General features: G+C 34.4%; 22 protein-coding genes. 17 read left to right on the top strand and 5 right to left on the bottom strand.

The genetic code is table 11. The features are described from left to right. Positions 1-53: 53 nt before the first annotated feature. From truB to CRV04_RS07910, 12 genes are all read left to right on the top strand, one after another. Positions 54-905: a tRNA pseudouridine(55) synthase TruB gene (truB, locus tag CRV04_RS07965; protein WP_128996310.1), complete on the top strand. Its 852-nt coding sequence runs from the start codon at positions 54-56 to the stop codon at positions 903-905. Continuing rightward, positions 905-1684, top strand: coding sequence for a 4-(cytidine 5'-diphospho)-2-C-methyl-D-erythritol kinase (locus CRV04_RS07960; protein WP_128996309.1), 780 nt, complete (start codon positions 905-907; stop codon positions 1682-1684). Before truB ends, CRV04_RS07960 begins: the two co-directional genes overlap by 1 nt. Beyond that, positions 1684-2157: an SsrA-binding protein SmpB gene (gene smpB / locus CRV04_RS07955; protein WP_128996308.1), complete on the top strand. Its 474-nt coding sequence runs from the start codon at positions 1684-1686 to the stop codon at positions 2155-2157. The genes CRV04_RS07960 and smpB overlap by 1 nt, the downstream gene beginning before the upstream one ends. Before the next feature lie 174 nt (positions 2158-2331). Further along, positions 2332-3798, top strand: a complete 1467-nt coding sequence (ccoN, locus tag CRV04_RS07950; protein WP_128996307.1) for a cytochrome-c oxidase, cbb3-type subunit I — start codon at positions 2332-2334, stop codon at positions 3796-3798. Between the two features lie 15 nt (positions 3799-3813). Then, positions 3814-4497: a cytochrome-c oxidase, cbb3-type subunit II gene (gene ccoO, locus CRV04_RS07945; protein ID WP_128996306.1), complete on the top strand. Its 684-nt coding sequence runs from the start codon at positions 3814-3816 to the stop codon at positions 4495-4497. A gap of 12 nt (positions 4498-4509) precedes the next feature. Then, complete coding sequence (locus CRV04_RS07940; RefSeq protein ID WP_128996305.1) at positions 4510-4734, top strand: cytochrome c oxidase, cbb3-type, CcoQ subunit; 225 nt, start codon at positions 4510-4512, stop codon at positions 4732-4734. Between the two features lies 1 nt (position 4735). After that, positions 4736-5629 carry a c-type cytochrome gene (locus CRV04_RS07935; RefSeq protein WP_128996304.1) on the top strand — a complete coding sequence of 298 codons (894 nt, stop codon included), beginning with the start codon at positions 4736-4738 and terminating at the stop codon, positions 5627-5629. Position 5630: 1 nt separating this feature from the next. Further along, positions 5631-5864 carry a DUF4006 family protein gene (locus CRV04_RS07930; RefSeq protein ID WP_128996303.1) on the top strand — a complete coding sequence of 78 codons (234 nt, stop codon included), beginning with the start codon at positions 5631-5633 and terminating at the stop codon, positions 5862-5864. Positions 5865-5968: 104 nt separating this feature from the next. Next, positions 5969-6607, top strand: coding sequence for a hypothetical protein (locus tag CRV04_RS07925; RefSeq protein WP_128996302.1), 639 nt, complete (start codon positions 5969-5971; stop codon positions 6605-6607). Between the two features lie 8 nt (positions 6608-6615). After that, on the top strand, positions 6616-7170 hold the full coding sequence (locus tag CRV04_RS07920; RefSeq protein WP_128996301.1) for a FixH family protein: 555 nt from the start codon (positions 6616-6618) through the stop codon (positions 7168-7170). Next, positions 7160-9532 (top strand): PD-(D/E)XK nuclease family protein, encoded by a 2373-nt coding sequence (locus CRV04_RS07915; RefSeq protein ID WP_128996300.1) that lies wholly within the window; start codon positions 7160-7162, stop codon positions 9530-9532. Before CRV04_RS07920 ends, CRV04_RS07915 begins: the two co-directional genes overlap by 11 nt. A 262-nt stretch (positions 9533-9794) precedes the next feature. Beyond that, on the top strand, positions 9795-10892 hold the full coding sequence (locus tag CRV04_RS07910; RefSeq protein WP_128996299.1) for an Opr family porin: 1098 nt from the start codon (positions 9795-9797) through the stop codon (positions 10890-10892). A gap of 74 nt (positions 10893-10966) precedes the next feature. On the opposite strand, the gene prfB is transcribed toward CRV04_RS07910, so the two are convergent. From prfB to plsY, 5 genes are all read right to left on the bottom strand, one after another. Continuing rightward, positions 10967-12061 carry a peptide chain release factor 2 gene (gene prfB, locus CRV04_RS07905; protein WP_128996298.1) on the bottom strand — a complete coding sequence of 365 codons (1095 nt, stop codon included), beginning with the start codon at positions 12059-12061 and terminating at the stop codon, positions 10967-10969. After that, the gene (locus CRV04_RS07900) at positions 12061-12684 is read right to left on the bottom strand and encodes a c-type cytochrome (protein WP_164969136.1); all 624 of its coding nucleotides are present in this window, start codon (positions 12682-12684) and stop codon (positions 12061-12063) included. The genes prfB and CRV04_RS07900 overlap by 1 nt, the downstream gene beginning before the upstream one ends. A 139-nt stretch (positions 12685-12823) precedes the next feature. After that, complete coding sequence (locus CRV04_RS07895; protein ID WP_128996296.1) at positions 12824-14056, bottom strand: major outer membrane protein; 1233 nt, start codon at positions 14054-14056, stop codon at positions 12824-12826. A gap of 208 nt (positions 14057-14264) precedes the next feature. Further along, positions 14265-14576 carry a dihydroneopterin aldolase gene (locus CRV04_RS07890; protein WP_128996295.1) on the bottom strand — a complete coding sequence of 104 codons (312 nt, stop codon included), beginning with the start codon at positions 14574-14576 and terminating at the stop codon, positions 14265-14267. After that, the gene (gene plsY, locus CRV04_RS07885) at positions 14576-15199 is read right to left on the bottom strand and encodes a glycerol-3-phosphate 1-O-acyltransferase PlsY (RefSeq protein ID WP_128996294.1); all 624 of its coding nucleotides are present in this window, start codon (positions 15197-15199) and stop codon (positions 14576-14578) included. The genes CRV04_RS07890 and plsY overlap by 1 nt, the downstream gene beginning before the upstream one ends. A 163-nt stretch (positions 15200-15362) precedes the next feature. On the opposite strand from plsY, the gene nadA reads away from it, so the two are divergent. The 5 genes from nadA (at position 15363) to lpxC (ending at position 20483) form a co-directional block, all read left to right on the top strand. Beyond that, complete coding sequence (gene nadA / locus CRV04_RS07880; protein ID WP_128996293.1) at positions 15363-16355, top strand: quinolinate synthase NadA; 993 nt, start codon at positions 15363-15365, stop codon at positions 16353-16355. After that, positions 16352-17173 carry a carboxylating nicotinate-nucleotide diphosphorylase gene (gene nadC, locus CRV04_RS07875; RefSeq protein ID WP_128996292.1) on the top strand — a complete coding sequence of 274 codons (822 nt, stop codon included), beginning with the start codon at positions 16352-16354 and terminating at the stop codon, positions 17171-17173. Before nadA ends, nadC begins: the two co-directional genes overlap by 4 nt. A 64-nt stretch (positions 17174-17237) precedes the next feature. Further along, entirely contained in the window at positions 17238-18218 is a 981-nt protein-coding gene (locus tag CRV04_RS07870) for a DHH family phosphoesterase (protein WP_128996291.1), read from the top strand. Continuing rightward, positions 18208-19584 (top strand): M23 family metallopeptidase, encoded by a 1377-nt coding sequence (locus CRV04_RS07865; protein ID WP_128996290.1) that lies wholly within the window; start codon positions 18208-18210, stop codon positions 19582-19584. Before CRV04_RS07870 ends, CRV04_RS07865 begins: the two co-directional genes overlap by 11 nt. Then, positions 19581-20483 (top strand): UDP-3-O-acyl-N-acetylglucosamine deacetylase, encoded by a 903-nt coding sequence (gene lpxC, locus CRV04_RS07860; protein WP_128996289.1) that lies wholly within the window; start codon positions 19581-19583, stop codon positions 20481-20483. Before CRV04_RS07865 ends, lpxC begins: the two co-directional genes overlap by 4 nt. The last annotated feature ends 2 nt before the right edge of the window (positions 20484-20485 follow it).

Here is a 20485-nt window from a genome sequence, read left to right as displayed (position 1 = left end):
TAAAATCTAAAGCTCTGTTTATACAATCCAAATATAAAATGAATTAGGAAAAAATGCAAAAGAAATTTTACGACAATGAACCCTTGAACAAACTCTTGGTGGTCAATAAACCAATGTTCATAAGCTCAAACAGTTATCTTAATAAAATCAAAAGAAAATACAGAAATAAAAAAGCAGGTTTCAGCGGTACGCTTGACCCTTTTGCTTGCGGGTGTTTGATTGTAGCATTTGGGCAATACTCAAAGCTCTTTAAGTATCTTAAAAAGACGCCTAAAACCTACCGAGCAGTTTTGTGGTTGGGAGCAACTTCGGAGTCTTTAGATATTGAGAACATTATAAGTATCCAGCAAGAGAAAAAATTAGATGAACAAGTGATTAAAAAGGTACTTAAAAGTTTAGAAGGGGAGATTACCTACACTCCTCCAAAATACAGTGCCAAAAAAATCGAGGGGCAAAGAGCCTATGATTTAGCACGACAAGGAAAAGAGGTGGAGCTTAAAACATCTGTCATGGATGTCAAACAAATAAAGTTTATTTCCTATTCCCATCCTTTTATTACCTTTGAAGCAAGTGTAAGTGAAGGCTCATATATAAGAAGTTTAGCTCAAATTTTGGCTCAAAAACTTGAAGTGGTTGGAACGCTTTCTTATTTAAAAAGATTGCATGAAGGAGCGTTCTATTTTGAGAATGAAAAAAGTCTTGATCCTTTAGAGTATTTGGATTTACCATTTAATGAGTACACTGGGGATAAACTCTGGGTAGAACACGGTAAAAAAATAGACATTGAGTATTTAGAGAAAAAAGAAGAGGGTGAGTATATAATTGTTTTTGATGATTTTTTCAGTATAATCCAAATTCAAAACAATCAAGTAAAATATCTATTAAATAAGGTACTAAAAGTTTAATGAAACCAACGAAAACCGTCACTAAAAAAGCGTACGCAAAAGTCAATATTTTTTTAAAAATTGCTGGAAAAAGAGATAGTTATCATGAGCTCGTTTCTCGTTTTGTACGAGTGAAAAATCTCTACGATACCATCTCTATAGTTCCTGGAAATGAAAAAAATGCGTTTAACTTAGAGGGTGATTTTGGATGTGAATTAGAAAAAAACACCATTTATAAAGCCTTTGTAGAGTTACGTAAATATTGCCCAAAAATTGATGCTTTTTTCAGAGTTTATACGGTTAAAGTGGAGAAAAACATCCCAGAATTTGCTGGTCTTGGTGGTGGAAGCAGTGACGCAGCTGCGTTTTTACTTATTGCCAATGATTTGTTTGATTTATACTATCCTAAAGATAAACTTGCACGTATTGGAGCAAAAATTGGTGCGGATGTTCCTTTTTTTATATATGAGTATGACAGTGCCAATGTAACAGGTATTGGTGAAATTGTTGAAGAGTTTAAAGAAGAAGCTTTAGAGTTTGAAGTTATTACACCTAAAATTGAGTGTAATACAGGTAAAATATTCAGTACATTTCGAGAACAATTTTATAAAGAAATCAGTGAAGCGCAAAGCAAAAATTTGCTTAGCATGAATAGCACAGATGTATTACAAACAATGAGCATAGAACAAGCCAATGACTTATATGAAAGTGCAGCGTATAACGAGCCTACTCTCAAAGAGTTTGCAAAAGAGGGTTGGTTTTTCAGTGGCAGTGGAAGCTCATTTTTTAAGGTGAAATAATGGCAAAAGAGAAAGTAAAAAAGAATTTAGAGTTTAAAAACAGAAAAGCATTTCACGACTATTTTATATTGGATAAATTTGAAGCAGGTGTTGAACTTCAAGGAAGTGAAGTTAAAGCGATTCGTGAAGGACGTGTTAACCTTAAAGATACACATGTACGTATCATCAAAAATGAGATATTTGTTTTAAATATGCATATTTCACACTTAAGCACCACGCATGCAACGTATCGACCTGATGAAAGACGTTCACGAAAACTATTGATGCATCGAAAAGAGATCAATAAACTCCATGAAAAAGTGACCAAAGAGGGGATTACAATTGTACCACTCAAACTCTATTTTAATTCCAAAAATTTAGTGAAGCTGCAAATTGCAACAGCTCAAGGTAAAAAACTGCATGACAAACGAGAAGACTTAAAAGCCAAGACAATGCTTCGAGAGACACAACAAGCTCTAAAAAACTACAAATAAAGCCTCCTTTAGTAATAATTGACATTATTAATAGAATTAAAAATGTGACATAAAATTAAATAAAACTTAAGAAAATAAATAAACTATTAAGCTTAAATTTATAGCCGTTGCGTTAAAATTAGTACGATAAGTGACTGTATGGTGACTTGTATATCAAAAATTAGGAGGAGATTGATGCAAAACGGTGCACAAATTGAGTACGATTACTCAGTTGCAAAAGCGTTTACGTTTTCAACAATTCTGTTTGGTATCATCGGTATGGTAATTGGGGTGGTTTTAGCATTCCAAATGGCATATCCTGAGCTAAATTATTTGGCAGGAGAGTATGGTACTTTCTCAAGATTAAGACCTTTACACACCAATGGTGTTGCTTTTGGTTTTTGTCTTAGTGGTATCTTCGCTACATGGTATTATGTGGCGCAAAGAGTTCTGAAGGTTTCTTTAAAAGAATCTCCATTCTTAATGGGTGTTGCGAAGCTTCACTTCATTTTATACTTCATTACTATTCTTTTAGCGGTTGTTACACTTTTTATGGGTATCACAACTTCAAAAGAGTATGCTGAATTAGAATGGCCTTTAGACTTGCTGGTTGTTGTTTGGTGGGTACTTTGGGGTATCTCAATTTTTGGTTTAATTGGAATTAGAAGAGAGAGAACTCTTTATATTTCTATTTGGTATTATATTGCTTCGTTTTTAACAGTTGCAATGTTATATTTATTTAATAATATGGAAGTTCCTACTGCCTTAGTATCTGGATATGGTGATTGGTATCACTCAGTATCTATGTATGCTGGTTCAAATGATGCTCTAGTTGAGTGGTGGTATGGACACAACGCGGTTGGTTTCGTATTTACTGTTCCAATTATTGCAATGATCTACTACTTTTTACCAAAAGAGTCTGGACAAAATGTTTATTCTTATAAACTTTCAATTTTAGCATTCTGGGGATTACTGTTTGTATACCTTTGGGCTGGTGGACACCACTTGATCTATTCAACGGTTCCTGACTGGATGCAAACGATGGGTTCTGTTATGTCTGTTATTCTTATTTTACCATCATGGGGATCGGCAATTAATATGCTTTTAACTATGAAGGGTGAGTGGCAACAACTACAAACAAATCCTTTGATTAAATTCATGATTTTAGCTTCAACATTCTATATGTTATCTACTATTGAAGGACCAATTCAATCTATTAAATCAGTTAATGCAATTGCGCACTTTACTGACTGGATTCCAGGTCACGTACATGATGGTACTTTAGGATGGGTTGTATTTATGATTATGGCAGCAGTGTTCCACATGGTTCCTAGAATGTATAAACGCGAACTATATTCTAAATCAATGATGGATACTCAATTCTGGTTACAAACTACAGCAATTGTACTTTACTTTACGTCTATGTGGATTGCAGGTATTACTCAAGGTATGATGTGGAGAGCATATGATGAATATGGTTCATTGGTATACTCATTCATCGATACAGTTAATGTATTACATCCTTATTATGTGATTAGAGCTATTGGTGGGTTATTGTATTTAGTTGGTGTATTTATGTTTGCATACAATATTTACAAAACTGCAACAGCTGGTAGAATTTTAGATAAAGAACCAGCAAATGCTACGCCTATGGCAGCTTAAGAGAAAGGGGTTAATATGTTTCATTGGTTAGAACAACGACCGTTTTTCTTTGCGGTTTTCGTATTCGTATTTGTTGCATTTGCAGGGATTATCGAAATTATCCCAGATTTTGCAAAACAAAGTAGACCTGTTGTTGGTACAAAACCATACTCTGTATTAGAGTTGACAGGACGACATGTATATATTCAAGATTCTTGTAATGCGTGTCACTCACAATTAATTCGACCATTTAAATCAGAAACTGATAGATATGGTATGTATTCATTAAGTGGTGAATATGCATATGACAGACCATTCTTATGGGGATCTAAAAGAACTGGTCCAGACTTAATGAGAGTGGGTAACTACAGAACAACAGACTGGCATGAAAATCACATGTTAGATCCACAATCAGTAGTTCCAGGTTCAATTATGCCTGCATATAAACATATGTTTACAAATATTGCAGACATTGAAACTGCATATGCAGAAGCATATACAGTAAAAACAGTTTTCGCTACGCCATACGATCAAGATATTGATGGTGACGGTGAAATTGATGTTCCACTTGGTACTTTAGAAGAAGCGAAAGCGAGTGCTTTAAAAGAAGCCCAAGCAATTGCTGCTGATATGAAAAACCAAGCAGTTAAGGATGCCGTTGCAAACGGTCAGGTTCCTGAAATAGTTGCATTAATAGCATACTTAAATTCTTTAAAATAAAAGAGGGTTATCATGGATTATGAAACTTTAGTAAATCTGCAAGGTTATGCTAAATTCTTTTTGATTTTAGCAGTGTTTGTTATCTTTTATTCGTATGCATATTCTATATATAAACGAGATAAAAAAGGTGAGAGAAATTACGAGAGATACTCTGATCTTGTTTTAGATGATTCTATAAGTTCTAATCCTCTTGAATCTAGAGAAAAAAATATAGAAAAAATAGATAAGGAGAACTGATATGAAATCTATGGTTATAGGTGGTATTATTCTTATCGTTGCATTAATGGCAGGAACCTACTTCGTAGCAGGGGACTCATTAAACTTCGGTGAGGACTACATCAACGACCTTACAATGTTAGCGGGATTAGCAATTATCAGTATTACGGTATTTGTCGCGCTTAAATATGTAAATCAAATTAAAAACGATACAGCTAGCGGTGATTTAGCTGAAGAGAACTGGGATGGTATCGGTGAATTTAAAAATCCAATTCCAACAGGATGGGGATTAGCATTTATCGGTGTTATCGTTTGGGGAATGTGGTATATGACTGTTGGTTATCCAACAAATGGATTTTCACAAATTGGACAATGGAATGAAGAGACATTAGAGTACAATGCTAAATTCGAAAGTAAATGGCAAAATCCAGATGCAGATACTTTAACTGCAATGGGTGAATCAATCTTTTTAGTACAATGTGCACCATGCCACGGTGTTGATGCACAAGGTATTGGAGGAAAAGCACAAGATTTAACGCAACGATTACTTAAAGAGAGTGTTGTTTATGCGATTAAAAACGGTGCAAGTAACTTCAAAACTCAATATCCAGCTGGAATGCCTCCAATGATGTTGACAGATGAAAAAGAGATTGATGAAGTAGCTACTTATGTTGCAGGTGGTCTTAAAGGTGAGCAACCAGCTTCATTTGCAGTTTGTGCAGGATGCCACGGTGCAGATGGAAACGGTATGGAGTATGTAGCTCCGAGCTTAAAAACATACACTGATTCTGTAATTACTGCAGTATTAGATGATGGTAAAAAAGCGAATATCGGTACAATGCCATCGTTTAAAGGTAGACTTAACGAGACTCAATATAAAGCTTTAGCTACTTATATTCGAGGATTAGGAGAATAATATGGCTGGAAATACACAAATGAATGAAAATGAAAGAGGTGTATTTAGTATTCACGGTGTTACTGGAATGCTAATCGCCACTGTATTGTTACTGTCTATTCTTGGTGCATTAACGTTTTTTGGTATTGTTTCTCAACACTCTGAGGCAACGAATTACTATAAAATCAATCAAGATTTAAATGCGGTCAAGTTCAATAGTAGTGATAACAACAAACACTACGAACTTGTGAAATAAGGAGGCTGTTGTGGATAAAATTATTGGTGTTTTACTGGTTGCAATAGCAATTCTTACAATTTACTTATCTTTCCTATCTCCAGATAGAGTATTTGTAGGTTAATTTGAAACAGAATACAAATTTAAAAGTAGGAGTGTTTTTAACACTTCTGCTTTTTTTTATTACAAATATAAATGCAAGCACAAATAGATATATTCTTAATGATGATGGCCTTATTGACCAAAGAGCATCAGAAAAAATTTATGAAATTGGAAATGAACTTGAAATAAAAACAGGTGTAAATGTATATGTACACCTACAAAACAGTTATAAAATTAATGAAGAACTTCCTATGAAAAAGAAGTTTGAAATAATAAAAACTCACGAGCAAAATACAATCAAACAATTACAAGAACCTTATGTACTTATCACAATGGAGTTAGAGCTTCCACATATTAATTTGACAACATCAGATGATCTAAAAGAGATTATTGATGAAGATGACATATTGGATGATTATATCATACCTGTTGTGGCTTCTAAAGATAAGAATAAACTCTTATCTAAAGTGAGTGCGGCATTGCTTAATGGCTATGCACAAATTGCTGATGTGATTGCAGAAAGCAAAAACATCAAACTTGAATCCAGTATTGGAAGTGGTGGTAAAACGGCCAGTACTGTGTGGAGAGTATTTATGTATTTTATTATTGTAACAGGTCTTGTAGCTTATACTGTTGCAGTTTTAAGAGCAAAAAAAAGATAGGATAAAATATGAAACGAAACTATTGGCCTTTTCTGTTTATTGGGATATTTACATTCACATTGGGAATGATTATTTGGACCATCTACAGTTCTACGCAAGTGCCAGTGAATCAAGATGAGAGCTTCTTGAACTCTTACCAAAAAGTGGATGAAAATTTCAATGAAATTGCATTGGCCAATGAGAAATTTTTAAACAATTATGATTTTGTTCTAAAAGTAAATGAACAAGAGTTTGGCTTGACCTATTCAGATATTTTTTACTCGCAAAGAGTCATTGAGTCTCGTTCACCGCACAAAGACATCCTCAATGTGGGCGATAACCAAGTTCAAATTATCATCAAAAATAAAAACACACAAGCAGTTGTAAATGATGCACAAATAGCTCTTCGAGTTACACGTGCGACGAACAACAAAAGCGATATTAACTTAGAAGCGTTTGAACAAAACCAAGATTTATATCAAGGCAGTTTTAAATTAGATATGAAAGGAAACTGGAATATCACCGGTGTTGTCTCTGTTGGAGAGAACAAAGGGTATTTTTTCTTAAAAACAAATGCAATTTAAAAAACTGCTCGTTTTTCCTACATCCAGAGCCATTCGAAACTATGTGAATAAACACTGTTCGAATGGTTTTTTACCTCACTTATTGACCATTCAGGACTTTTTTAAAAAAGCAATTCATGTAAATAATCTAAAATTTATTGACGAAGAGCATCGACTGCTTCTTTTAAAAGAGTCTACCAATATCAAGAATTTCTCAAAGCTTGGCATATCAAACCAGTTTAATGACTTTATTAAACAAAGTGATTATATTTTTCGTTTTTTTAATGAAATCAGTGCAGAACAAGTAAAAATAGAAGAGATTAAAACAGCAGATACCTATGAGTTTTATGAAGAACATCTTGAAATTCTCAATCAAATTCTGCACAATTATAAATCACTGTTAGAACGATATTTTTATGTGGATCAAGTGAATATACAAGAGCACTATAGCATCAATGAGGACTATGTTAAACAGTTTTCTCAAATAGAAATCTATTTTGAAGGCTATTTCACTAATTTTGAGTATCAAATTATCAAAGAGTGTGCTCAACACACAAAACTTTTAATACATTTTAATGCCAATGAATTTAATAAAAAAGCGTATGATAAGTTTAAAGATTTGGGTTTTGAACTTGAGGAAGGGTATGATTATACGCTTAATTTCAGTGACAAACAAATTCAAAAACAAGAAAGTGTACAAAAGACAGAACAGCATATCACCATTGAAGGATTTCGTTCACGTATTAATCAAATTGCATACATTAAACATCAAGTCTCAGAATTAGTCCATAAAGGCATTTTAACCAGTGATATAGTGATTGTAGTACCTGATGAAAGTTTTGTTCAAATAATGCAAGAGTTTGATGATGAGGCCTATTTTAACTATGCCATGGGAAAATCTATAAAAAGCAGTGACTTGTATATCTCAATGAAAGCGTTGTATGATTATTTGAATGAAAATGAGATACAACAAAGTGAGTATATTCACTACTTAAATCGTTTTGATAAACAAACAGAAGAGTACTTAACCAATGAGTTCAAAAAAGAGTTGAATCATGAAAATTTTGACATGCTCTTAGAGTGGATTAAAAAAGATGAAACAAAAGAAGAGTTACTTGAAAAGTTTGATGAAGTCATTTATAAATTGAAAAAGCTTCTCTTTTCTTATGAAGAGAAATTGACACTTAAAGAGGCGTATCGCTTCTTAATTCAACGTGTGCAAGAGATTACTTTAGATGATGTCAACAGTGGTCCTGTGACTGTCATGGGACTTTTAGAGACCAGAGGCATAACATTTAAAGCGGTGATTATTGTGGATTTTAATGAAGAGAGTGTACCTAAAAAGAGTGTGAAAGATAAATTTCTCTCTTCAAGTATCAAAAAATATGCCAAACTTCCCACTTTAAAAGACAGAGAAAATCTGCAAAAGTTCTATTATACGCAACTGTGTAAAGAGGCAGACTTTGTTAAAGTTGCTTATGTAAAGAATGAAACAGCTCAAATCAGTCGATTTGCAAAAACACTCTTCAGGGTGAATATATCGGATATAACTTCAGATGAAAAGTATAAAGAGATACTTTTCTCGCAAAAAAGATTTCGACATTTCAATGGTGAAATCAAATTAAATATGGATCTTTCTAAAAAGAAATGGTCGGCCACATCGTTAAAGAGTTATTTGCAGTGTAAAAGAAAATATTATTTGAAGTATATCGCCAATATCAATGAACACCATTTTAGTGTAAAACCGCAAGGATTTGAACTGGGAAGTATCATACATAAAATTCTTGAAGAGTTTTATAATCAATACACACAAATAGATGCAACCATTGATGATGAAATATTATCATCAGAAATAACGAAATACCAAAATCAAAATCCATTTTTAACATTGGAATTAGAGGTATGGAAATTCTACTTAAAAGTATTTATTCAAAAAGAGAAGTTATTGTTTAATGAACCCAAAGAGGTATTATATACTGAGAAAAAATTCAATGTAATGCATTGTGGTATCAATTTGATTGGTTCAATAGACAGAGTTGATTTTAATAAAAAAAGCAATCACTATGCCATCATAGATTATAAAACCAGCTCTAATTTAAAAGTGGACAGTTTGAAAAATTATGAAAAGAGTGTCGAGTTTCAATTGGAGTTTTACTATATTGCCCTTAAAGAGTTACTTCAAACAAATGAACTTCATGCAACGCCATATTATTATGATTTAAAAAACCAAGAGTTAATTGAAGAGAGTGCACTCGATGAAAAGCTTATGTTACTTGAAACAGTTTTAAATGACTTGCATACTTCTGAAGTTAACTTTATAAAGTGTGAGGATAAAGCACTTTGTGTTTACTGTCCATACACTCAAATATGCAATCGTGATTGATATGTTTACTTTTTATACATTTTAAAGCATTATGAGATTTTTTTTGGAATTAAACGTTACAAAAATGTAAAGTAATCTAAAATATTATAAATAAAGGCTTGTTTTGTATATTTTTTATACAACAGAGCTGTTTTAATTGTTTTTTTTACTGATATAATTTTTCTATGATTTTTTTCAGATCGGAAAGTAATATGTAAATATTACGAAATTTAGTCAGTAGATTAAATACAAAAGTGCGAAAATTAAAATAAAGGGAAGAGAAATGAAAAAACTAAGTTTAGTAGCGTGTGGACTATTACTCAGCAGTACAGCACTGTTTGCAGAGTCAAACAGTATTAAAGAGGCTTTTGCCAATGGTAAAACAAGTGGTGATATCACTGTTTATTATGAGTCACAAGATAATAAGCAAGGTACGGATACGTCATTTACAGCTGGTTCTGTTGGTGTAAATTATGAAACAGATTCATACAATGGTGTGAGTATTTCATTGGGTGGGCGAGCTCACCACGAGTTTCATGAAAAAAATGACACAGATTATGAAGCATCATTTGCAAATGACGCAATCTTACATACAGCGGCCATTAAATATGCCAATGAGAATTTTTTTATCTCTGTAGGTAGACAAGCAATCGATTTAGAGTGGTTAGGTGATTACAATGAGTCTGTAGTTGCAGGTATTACAGCTGTTCCAGATACTACAATTATCTTAGGATACACAGACAGACAAGCTGAAATTGGTTTTGATGTTGTTGAAGATTTTACTGAAATTACAGAAGATGGTGCATACGTACTTGACATTAAGTATGAAGGTGTAGAAGGTTTAATGGTGAACCCATATGCATACACTGCTCCAGATGTGGCTGATTTTTACGGATTAAAAGTAACGTATGATACAGATATGTTTGGTGTAACAGGACATTATGCCGCATCAAATGAAGATGTAAGCACAACTGAAGATGGAAGCATCTATAACTTAGAAGCACGATTAAACATCGCAGGTGTTGCATTAGCTGGTGGATACATTAAAACTGATTCTGATGGTGGTGTAGGAAGTATTGCTGCATATGGTGATAACATCTCTCCATTTGAAGATGGGAATAACACATACAGTACGGATGCAAAAACTTATTATGCTTCTGTTGGGTATGAGATTGCTGGTGTTGGTTTAACTGCATTGTATGGTGAAACAAAATACGATACAACTACAGATACTGAAAAAGAGGATGAGTTTAACTTCTATATTGACTACAGCTTCACTGATGAGTTATCTGCAAGTATTGCGTATGTTGATTATGATGATAAAAGCAATACCAATGGTGATTACAAAAAAGTATTTGCTAACGTAACGTACGCATTTTAATTCATAACAATATAACTGCCATAAAAAAAGGAGTATCTTTAGAGATACTCCTTTTTTATTTTAAAAATTTACAACTATTTTGCCGTTGCTATTAATACATCTTCAATGATTTTTGTAATATCTCCATCTAAAATAGCTTCGACATTGGAGTACCCAATACCACTTCGTGTATCTTTAACCTGTTGATAGGGTTGTAAGACATATGAACGAATTTGATGTCCCCATCCAATTTCACTCTTTTCAATACCGTCTGAGGCTGCTTTTTGTTTTTCCAGTTCCAATTCATAAAGCCTACTTTTAAGCATTTTCATGGCACTTGCTTTGTTTTTGTGTTGACTTCTGTCATTTTGGCACTGTACCACAATATTGGTTGGTATATGCGTAATACGAATAGCACTCTCTGTTTTATTCACGTGTTGACCACCAGCACCCGAAGCTCTATAGGTATCTATACGAATATCTTTATCTTCAATTTCAATATCAATGTTGTCATCAATCTCAGGAGAGACCATCACTGAAGTAAAAGAGGTGTGCCGTTTAGCATTGGAATCAAAAGGTGAAATACGCACCAATCTGTGAATACCATTTTCAGCTTTTAAGTACCCATAAGCATTTTCACCTTTAATAATAAAAGAGACATCTTTGATACCTGCTTCTTCACCATCTTGATAATCCAGCAACTCAATTTTAAAGTTTTGACGTTCTGCCCATCTAAGATACATTCTATAAAGCATTGAAGCCCAATCTTGGCTCTCTGTTCCACCTGCACCTGGATGAATAGTAACAATCGCGTTAGAAGCATCATCTGGATTTGAAAGCATCACAGCAATCTCTGTGGATTGAATAAGCTCTTCAATATCAGAGGCTTCCTCATAAAGCATTTCTAAAGTCTCTTCATCTTTTTCTGAAGTGGCCATTTCATAAAGCTCATTGGTGTCATTAAGCGCATCATGTGCTTTATTAAACTTAGAGAGTTTACTCAATATTCTATTTTTCTCAATACCAATTTGTGTGGCTTGTTCAACGTTGTTCCAAAAGTTTTGATCCGCTTCTAAAGCTTCAATTTCAGCTAAACGTTGATTTAAAATGTCTGGTTTAAGTATGTTAGTAATGTTTTGAAGCTTTTTATTTAAAAGCTTCAAAAGTTCAGAGTATTCGTAGGCGTCCATTAGTTCTTTTCTGAGTTGATGGATTTAAGATATGTATAGACGTTTTTAATGTCTTGATAATCCATTGATCCTGCATATGGTTTCATCAATATTGACATCACACTGTTTCTTTCTCCATTATTATAAGCTTTGATTGCATGTTGGAATTCATTGTGATCAAGAGTATTAAGAGGTTTTGATACACCTTTGGCTCGTAACTCCCCTTTATCTCCATGACAGTTTGCACACTTAGAGGTGTATAAAGCTTCTCCTGCTTTTGAGTTGGCTACAAAGAGGTCTTGTTTGGCTTTTTCCTCTTTTGCTTTTTTTTCATTCTCTAACTTCTTATAGAGTTTATCCATAAGCTCTTCTTCACTTACGTTTTGAAGACCAGACTCTTTTTTAAATATATAGATATAGTTGCTTCCATTTGATGTTGGGGTGATTTTAATATCATCTACCATCCAACCTTCAGACTTCATATCTTTTGCACTCTTATTGCCTGCACATGCGCCACCATCCAGTCGTGTGTTTTCTATGGTGATCATGTCTTTATGATTTTCCTTAAAACACATAGTGGTTTGGGCTTGTAGCGCAATAGAAGAGAGTAGAAGCGATGACACTATCAAAGATTTTTTAATCATTACATTTCCTTTAAAAAAGAAAAAGTGTAACATAGTTTTACTTTAGGGTTTGTTAGAAAAAAAGAAATAAAAAAAGGGGCAAAGCCAAAGCTTCACCCCTTTACTGAGTTTAGTAAGACAGGTCTATACTTTTCTAAAATTAGAAAGAGTATTGTACTTGTAATCTTCCGATTGTACCTTCTTGATCTTTTGCATTTTCTTTTTCATACTCATTTTCACCAAATCTAACATATGTAGATAAGTTTGGAGACATTTTGTATGTAGCTTGTAAATATAACTCTTTATCAGTTAAATCTGTACCTCTACCATGGTCATCATTTTTATCTTTATCTAATTGGTGATATTTAAGAGCAATGTTTAATGACTCTAATACTTGTGCATCAACAGAAACTTGTAAGTATTGAGCATCTGCAACACCGTTTAATTGTACAGTGTACCCTTGCATACCAGTTGTAGCATCGTTATCTAATGCAGCAGTACCACCTTCATCATCAGTCCATCCGTAGTTTACGTTAGCACCGAAAATTCCAGCTTTTAAACCTAACATGATTTTTGTTAAAGATTGGTCTTCTTTAGATAATGCTTTTCCAGCTAATTCTCTATCGAAGTCTAACATAGTGTGTCTAGCACCAACAGATAATTTCACTGCATCAAAATCAAAGTTAGCAGATGCACCTAATGTGAAAGTGTCAAATGTATCTTGCATTTCTAAGTACCATGCATCTAAAGCAACTGGTCCTACATTTGCAATTGCAGCAACAGTCCAAATGTTTCGATCACCTTCTAATACGTCAGTTAATTTAAGACCATTCGCTGTACCACCTTGAATTGTCATGTCAGCTGAGTCAGTTAAGTTTGTTTGGTTAAAGTAAGCACCTGCTAAAGTAACTGGTCCTACAGTTGTAAGAGCTAAGATACCAGTACCAGTTTGCTCATTTCCATCTGGGTCAATAGCAACAGTCCAAGGAGTTGTTAACCCTTGTTTACCAACGTTAACTGTAGTGTTAGCAATACCAGTGTATGAAAAGTAAACATTACTTAAAGATACGTCAGCTTGACCATCTTTACCACCATCTGTAGTAGTATTTAAAGATACGAAATCAGCATTAGTTTGTGAACCAACAATGAATCTAGTAACAGCAGTAACGTCATCGTTAACTTTTGCTTTAAGATTTAAACCAATTTTATATTTGTTGTTTGATAAATCTTTATCACTGTATTCATCATTGTAATCTCTGTCATCATATCTGTATACAACTGTTCCAGATACGTCAACGTTTTTGATTGCTTCCTCTAAAGGTTTTGCGTTAGCAGTAGTTAAACCAGCAACTGCTACAGCAGCCACTAAACTCATTTTTACGATTTTTTTCATTTGTTCTCCTAAATTTCGAAATTTCGTCAGTATTATCGGAGCGCGCGAACCATACCATCAAAGGTACCTTTTCCGATACACCGTTAGAGCAATTCTACACGAGAGTTTTTTAAAGTTTTCTTAAATCTGGGTATTCTTTTGAATTATAGATATAATTTAAGGAATTATTAAATAAATAAGGGTGTTTAGAGCATACAAAAATGGTGAATCAGTGTTCAATTGTGACAATACAGTTGTTAAGAATATCGGGTTTAGCGATAGCAAGCTTAAGTTTTGTTATTTTGTATTTTTTTGTGAGTTTTTTCTTTAAATAAAGGATGGCTTCTTCTAAAAGCTCAAATTGTCTCTTTTTCATTGTTTTTTCAATCTCTTTTGCAACCAAACTGTAATCAATAAACGCATTATTTGAGTAGTTATAAGAAAAAGAGCAGTTGATCACCACTCTTTGTTCTTTTTCTCGTTCAAAAGGTAAAATGCCGATGATACAGTTAAATGTTAACTCATTGATAGAGACTTTCATTATGCTACTTTACCCTCTTGTCCACGTACCAGTCTTATAATATTGGGAATATGTTTATAAATTATAATGAATGCAACAATATACATAGGAACATTACTTTGTACACCTAAACCATTGTTTATAAAAAGTGCAGCAATGACGGCGGTGATAAGACCTAACAGCGAAGAGAGCGATGAGATTTTAAGCACCTTTGCACAAAATGCCCAAACCACTGCACCAATAAGTGTAGGAATAGGAATAAGCACAATAAACACGCCCAATCCTGTAGCAACACCTTTCCCTCCTTCTAATCCTAAAAAGACAGAGTAACAATGACCCAATACAGCTAATACAGCAATTCCCCAAAGAGTTGCTTGTGAAACATCCATTGAAAGAGCCACTAAAAGTACAATGGTTCCTTTAAGAGCATCCAAAAGCACCGTTGCAACGCTGAGCTTTTTAGCCAGACTTGGATTGGTTTGTTTAACCACTCTTAATACGTTTGTAGCTCCAATACTTTTACTTCCTTGAGATTTAATATCCACTCCCGCAAACAGTTTTGCTAAAAGAAGCCCAAAGGGAATCGAACCAAACAAATATGCGGCAATATAGAATTGAATGGTGGTGTGTGAAAAAAAGTCCATGCTTTTCCTTGATTAATATATAGGCCTTTGATATCCATACGATTTTCAGACCAATTGATTTATTTAAATGAATTATAACTAAAATTTTGTTATATTCCGATTTAAAATGAGTAGGGCAGAGATAAAACACACCGTGTTCTTTGCCTATTACTAAAGGTCAATTTTGAATTTAAAAGAAGAGATACTGAAACTAAAAGAGCAACTCGATGTGACGATAGTTGCTCACTTTTATCAACGAGATGAAGTCTTTGAGCTTGCTGACATCAACGGCGACTCTCTCGAGCTTGCCAAAAAAGCGATGAATACATCCAGTAAATACATTCTGTTTTGTGGTGTGGGATTTATGGGAGAGAGTGTCAAAGTTCTAAGCCCACAAAAAAGAGTTTTAATGCCTAAAATTGCCTGTTGTGCTATGGCAAGAATGATTGATGTGGACTATTTTGATGAGAGTTTAAAAAAACTCAATGATGTGGGCATTAAAAGTGAAGATTTGCTTCCCATTACCTATATCAACTCCAGTGCAGCTGTGAAAGCACGTGTGGGAGAGATGGGTGGAATGGTGTGTACGAGTTCTAATGCCTATAAAATCATTCAAAAAGGATTAGAGTCAGGTAAGAAAATCTTTTTTGTACCCGACAGATGCCTAGGTCAAAACTTTGCTAAAAGTTTGAATCTAAAATCCACCGTTATTGGCGATGGCACAGACCCACATGAAGCAGATATTATTTGTTATGATGGTTTTTGTTCTGTTCATCAACTCTTTAGTGTTGAAGACATAGAGTTTTACCGAAATAAATTCCCTGATATTTTAATTGCGGTGCATCCTGAATGTGACCCAAGAGTGTGTGACGCCGCAGATTTTGTGGGTTCAACGTCTCAATTGATACAATTTATAAAAGATTTACCCCAAGATCAAAAAGTTGCTGTGGGAACAGAGTATAATATGGTGAACCGATTACGAGAGAAAAATACCTATATTTTAAGTTCAACCAAACCAGAGTGTCCAACGATGAATGAAACCACTTTAGAAGATGTTTACAGAACACTCAAAGCGATTGAAAAAGATCAAGACGAACCGTATGAAAATGAGATTATAGTTGACGAATCAGTCGTAAAATGGGCCAAAGTAGCTCTGCAAAGGATGTTTGAAGTATGATTAATATTAAGAAATTTGTAAAGAATGCCGTTATTGAAGACAACGGTCGAGGGGACTTATTCTTTGATGTTGCACCAAAAGGACGCTTCACCGCACGAGCCATTGCTAAAAGTGACGGTATCCTTGCAGGAGTTAAATACGCCAAAGTACTTGCTCGAACTGAAAAATTTGATTGTAAATTTTTAAAATTTGATGGAGATGTTATTAAGAAAGGAGACGTAATTGCAAAACTGGAAGGAAAAGCCTCTATTTTGCTTTCAAGTGAACGAACCTTTTTAAATATGTTGCAACATGCCAGTGGTATTGCAACCATGGCCAACAAATATGCCAAACTCATTGAAGGTACGGGGGTTGTACTTTTAGATACACGAAAGACGCGACCACAACTTCGAGATTTTGAAAAGTATGCTTCAAGAGTCGGAGGGGCTATTAACCACCGATTGGGCTTGGATGATTGTTTAATGTTAAAAGATACGCACATGCGAACCATTCAAAACTTAAAAGAGTTTATCGTAAAAGCGCGCAAACGAATCTCTTGGGTAACAAAAATTGAGATTGAGTGTGAAACCTTTCAGCAAGTTCAAGAAGCCATGGATGCGGGTGCAGATATCATCATGTGTGATAACATGACACCTGAGCAGATTGTGGAAGTGGTTACATTTAGAAATGAGCATTACCCGCATATTTTATTGGAAGCCAGTGGAAACATCTCTTTAGATACCATTCAAGAGTATGCCGCAACAAAAGTGGATGCAATCAGCAGTGGAAGTATTATTCACCAAGCAACATGGTTAGATTTCTCAATGAAGTTTGATTAAGAGCGTTTGTTAACTTTTTGTTATATTTTCTTGTATACAATGATTGAGATGTGAAAGGAGCAACGTGAAGAAAGATTTTATCTTAAACAACAAAGTAGACACTTCTTCACTTGAAGAGGCTCTGACACTTATAGAAAAGAGTCGGTATATATTAATAGTAACGCATGTCAATCCTGATGCAGATACCATTGCATCAGCATTGGCGTTGTCGAACTATTTTCGTGAAAACAGAATCAAACACAAAGTCTTTAATGTGGGTACAGAGTTGCCTCAAAATTTAGACTTTCTTAATGGGTTTGATAAAATCATTCATGAATTGCCCAAGTTTTATGACTTGGTGATTTCAGTGGATTGTGGTGCGATGTCACGATTAGGTTTTGAGATTCCTCAAGGGATTCCTCTGATTAATTTTGATCATCATAAGTCCAACGATCACTTTGGCGATGTGAATATTGTGGATTATTATAAGTCATCAACGTCTGAAGTAGTGTATGACTTCTTTAAATTCAATGGGTTGTATATCACGAAAAACAGTGCGACAGCGATGTATGTGGGTATTTATGATGACTCCTTAGCATTTACAGTCAATCGGTGTGATGAGTTCACGTATGACAAGATTAACTATTTGGTGAAGTGTGGTGCTGATCCATCTAAAATTGCAGATTTGTTAACCAGACGGGATTCATTGGCAAAATATCGCATTTTGCCTAAGATTTTTGAGAGTTTAGAGCTGCACAACGAAGGACGAGTTGCGACCATTTATGCACGCCCTGAATGGTTTAAACAAACGGGTGCTTCTTTGTTGGATACAGAGGTGGCATTGAACATGGTATTAAGCATTGCAGTGGTTAAAATTGCCATATATTTTAGAGTATCAAATGGTAAAGTGCGTGTCTCTCTTCGTTCTAAAGAGAAGATTGATGTGTCTGATATTGCGAGTTTATTTGGAGGTGGAGGGCACCTAAATGCCGCAGGGTGTTCTTTAGAGTGTAAAGATGTTTTTGAAGCAAAAGAGATAGTGTTAAAGGAAGTTCTTGAGAAATAAAAAAAGCAGTTTTGGAAAAGTATTATTTTTAATAATATTTTTAGGTATATTAGGTGGTGTGGGGTTTGTATTTGTCTCTCCTATTTTTGAAAAAGAGGCACCCATAATTACATTTAAAAAAGATATTTATTGGAACCTCAAAGAGAGTTTGGATTTAAAAATAGATGATAACAGTGGAATTAAATACTACAAAGTTGTTTTTAAAGATGGTGCCAATGAAACCATTTTAAAAAATGAGGTATTAAAAGAGCCACTTAAAAGTGTGGATTTGAAAATTGTTCCACCACAATTGGATATTTTCTTTAAAAGCAAAGAGGTTCAAATTGCTGTTGAGGTTGTGGATAACAGCAAATGGAACTTCTTAGAAGGAAATCGTGCGAGTGAAACGTTTAACGTTAAAATTGATACTAAAAAACCCGTTGCAAACGTGGTTGGAAACTCATTGGCTATTCGAAAAGGTGGAAGTGCTGTTGCCGTTGTAGAAGTCTTTGATGATAACTTAGAGGAGGCATACATCAGTTTTAATAACGATGAAGAGACGTTTGAGCTTATTCCTTTTTATAAAGAGAATTATTATGTCTCTCTGATTGCTTGGCCCGTTACAATTGATGACTTTGAACAAGTATCAATCATTGCAAAAGATAAAGCGGGCAATATTACTAAAAACAAAATACCACTTTACATTCGACCTTTGAAAGCGAAGAATGATACCATTAAAATCTCAGATAATTTTATTAAAAATGTGAGTACCTCTGTATTAGAACAGAGCAATGAGCCTATACCAGAAGAGCTTGAAGAGGTCTTTATTGCGCAAAATAGGTTGCTAAGAGCTAAAAATGTGGATATAATTAAAAAAGACAGTCGAAAATACATGGACAGAAGTGCTATCACTTCATTTGATATTAAACCCTTCAGTCGTCTGAGTGGTTCAAGAACGGCGGCTGGGTTTGCAGAAAAACGACACTACTACCATAATGGAAGTAAGATTGATGAAGCATGGCACTTAGGGATTGATTGGGCGAGTGTAAAACACGCCACCATTAAAGCAACCAATCCAGGACGAGTAATTGCCAGTAAGTACATAGGTATTTATGGTAATACCATCATCGTCGATCATAAAATGGGATTGTCAAGTCTGTATGCACACACAAGTATTGCTAAAATCAATGTGGGTGATGAGATAAAAACCAATCAAGTGATTGCAAAAACAGGTACAAGTGGTGCCGTGTTGGGAGATCATTTACACTTTGGGGTATTGGTACAAGGGGTTGAAGTTAATCCATTAGAGTGGATGGATAAAAATTGGATTAAAACACGTATCACAGACGTGCTTGATAGTGCTAAAAAGGTAATAGATACAAAATGAAACAACGAACCATCAAAAAACCCATTGAGATTGTAGGAATCGGACTTCATAAAGGTGTTCCCGTCACAATGAAACTGGAACCTTTAGAAGAGAATATGGGAATCGTTTTTTATCGTAAAGATGAGGGTGTAACCATCCCACTTAAAATAGAGAATGTGGTGGATACTAAAATGGCTACGGTCATTGGAAAAGATGGGGTGATCATATCAACCATTGAACATCTTTTGTCGGCTATTTATGCGTACGGTATTGATAACCTTCGAATTATTTTAGACAATGATGAAGTCCCCGTACTTGATGGAAGCAGCAGTGGGTATTGTTTGCTGATTGATGAAGTGGGTATCAAAGAACAAGAGGCAACAAAAAAAGCCATCAAAGTGAAAAAAGATGTACAAGTTAAAACCGATGAAGGCAAAATCGTCAGCCTAAAACCTTCTCACCATATTGTTTATGATTTCTCTATTAATTTTGAACACCCTGTTATTGGGGAGCAAGAGTTTAGATTTGATTACTCGATTAAAGAGTACAAAGAGAACATCTCAAAAGCACGGACTTTTGGATTTTTACATGAAGTACAATATTTAAGAAGTATCGGATTAGCACAAGGCGGTAGTTTGGAAAATGCCATCGTTTTAGATGACAATAAAGTACTTAATCCTGAAGGGTTACGATATGAAAATGAGTTTGTACGACATAAAATTCTAGATGCCATTGGTGACATGGCACTGTTGGGTTATACCATGATTGGTGAGTATAACGCACATGCAGGAAGTCATCATTTAAATCACCTCTTAACCAAAAAACTCTTCGAATCTGAAGAGAACTATGAAATTGTAGATTTAGATACTGCTGAAGCAGAGAGTAAAGTCTTTGAAATGGCATTTGCACACGCCAATTAAAA

This window comes from Candidatus Marinarcus aquaticus, from assembly GCF_004116335.1.
GTDB lineage: Bacteria > Campylobacterota > Campylobacteria > Campylobacterales > Arcobacteraceae > Marinarcus > Marinarcus aquaticus.
Note: the sequence above shows the minus strand (reverse complement) of the source record. Positions and strands in the feature narration are given on the sequence as shown.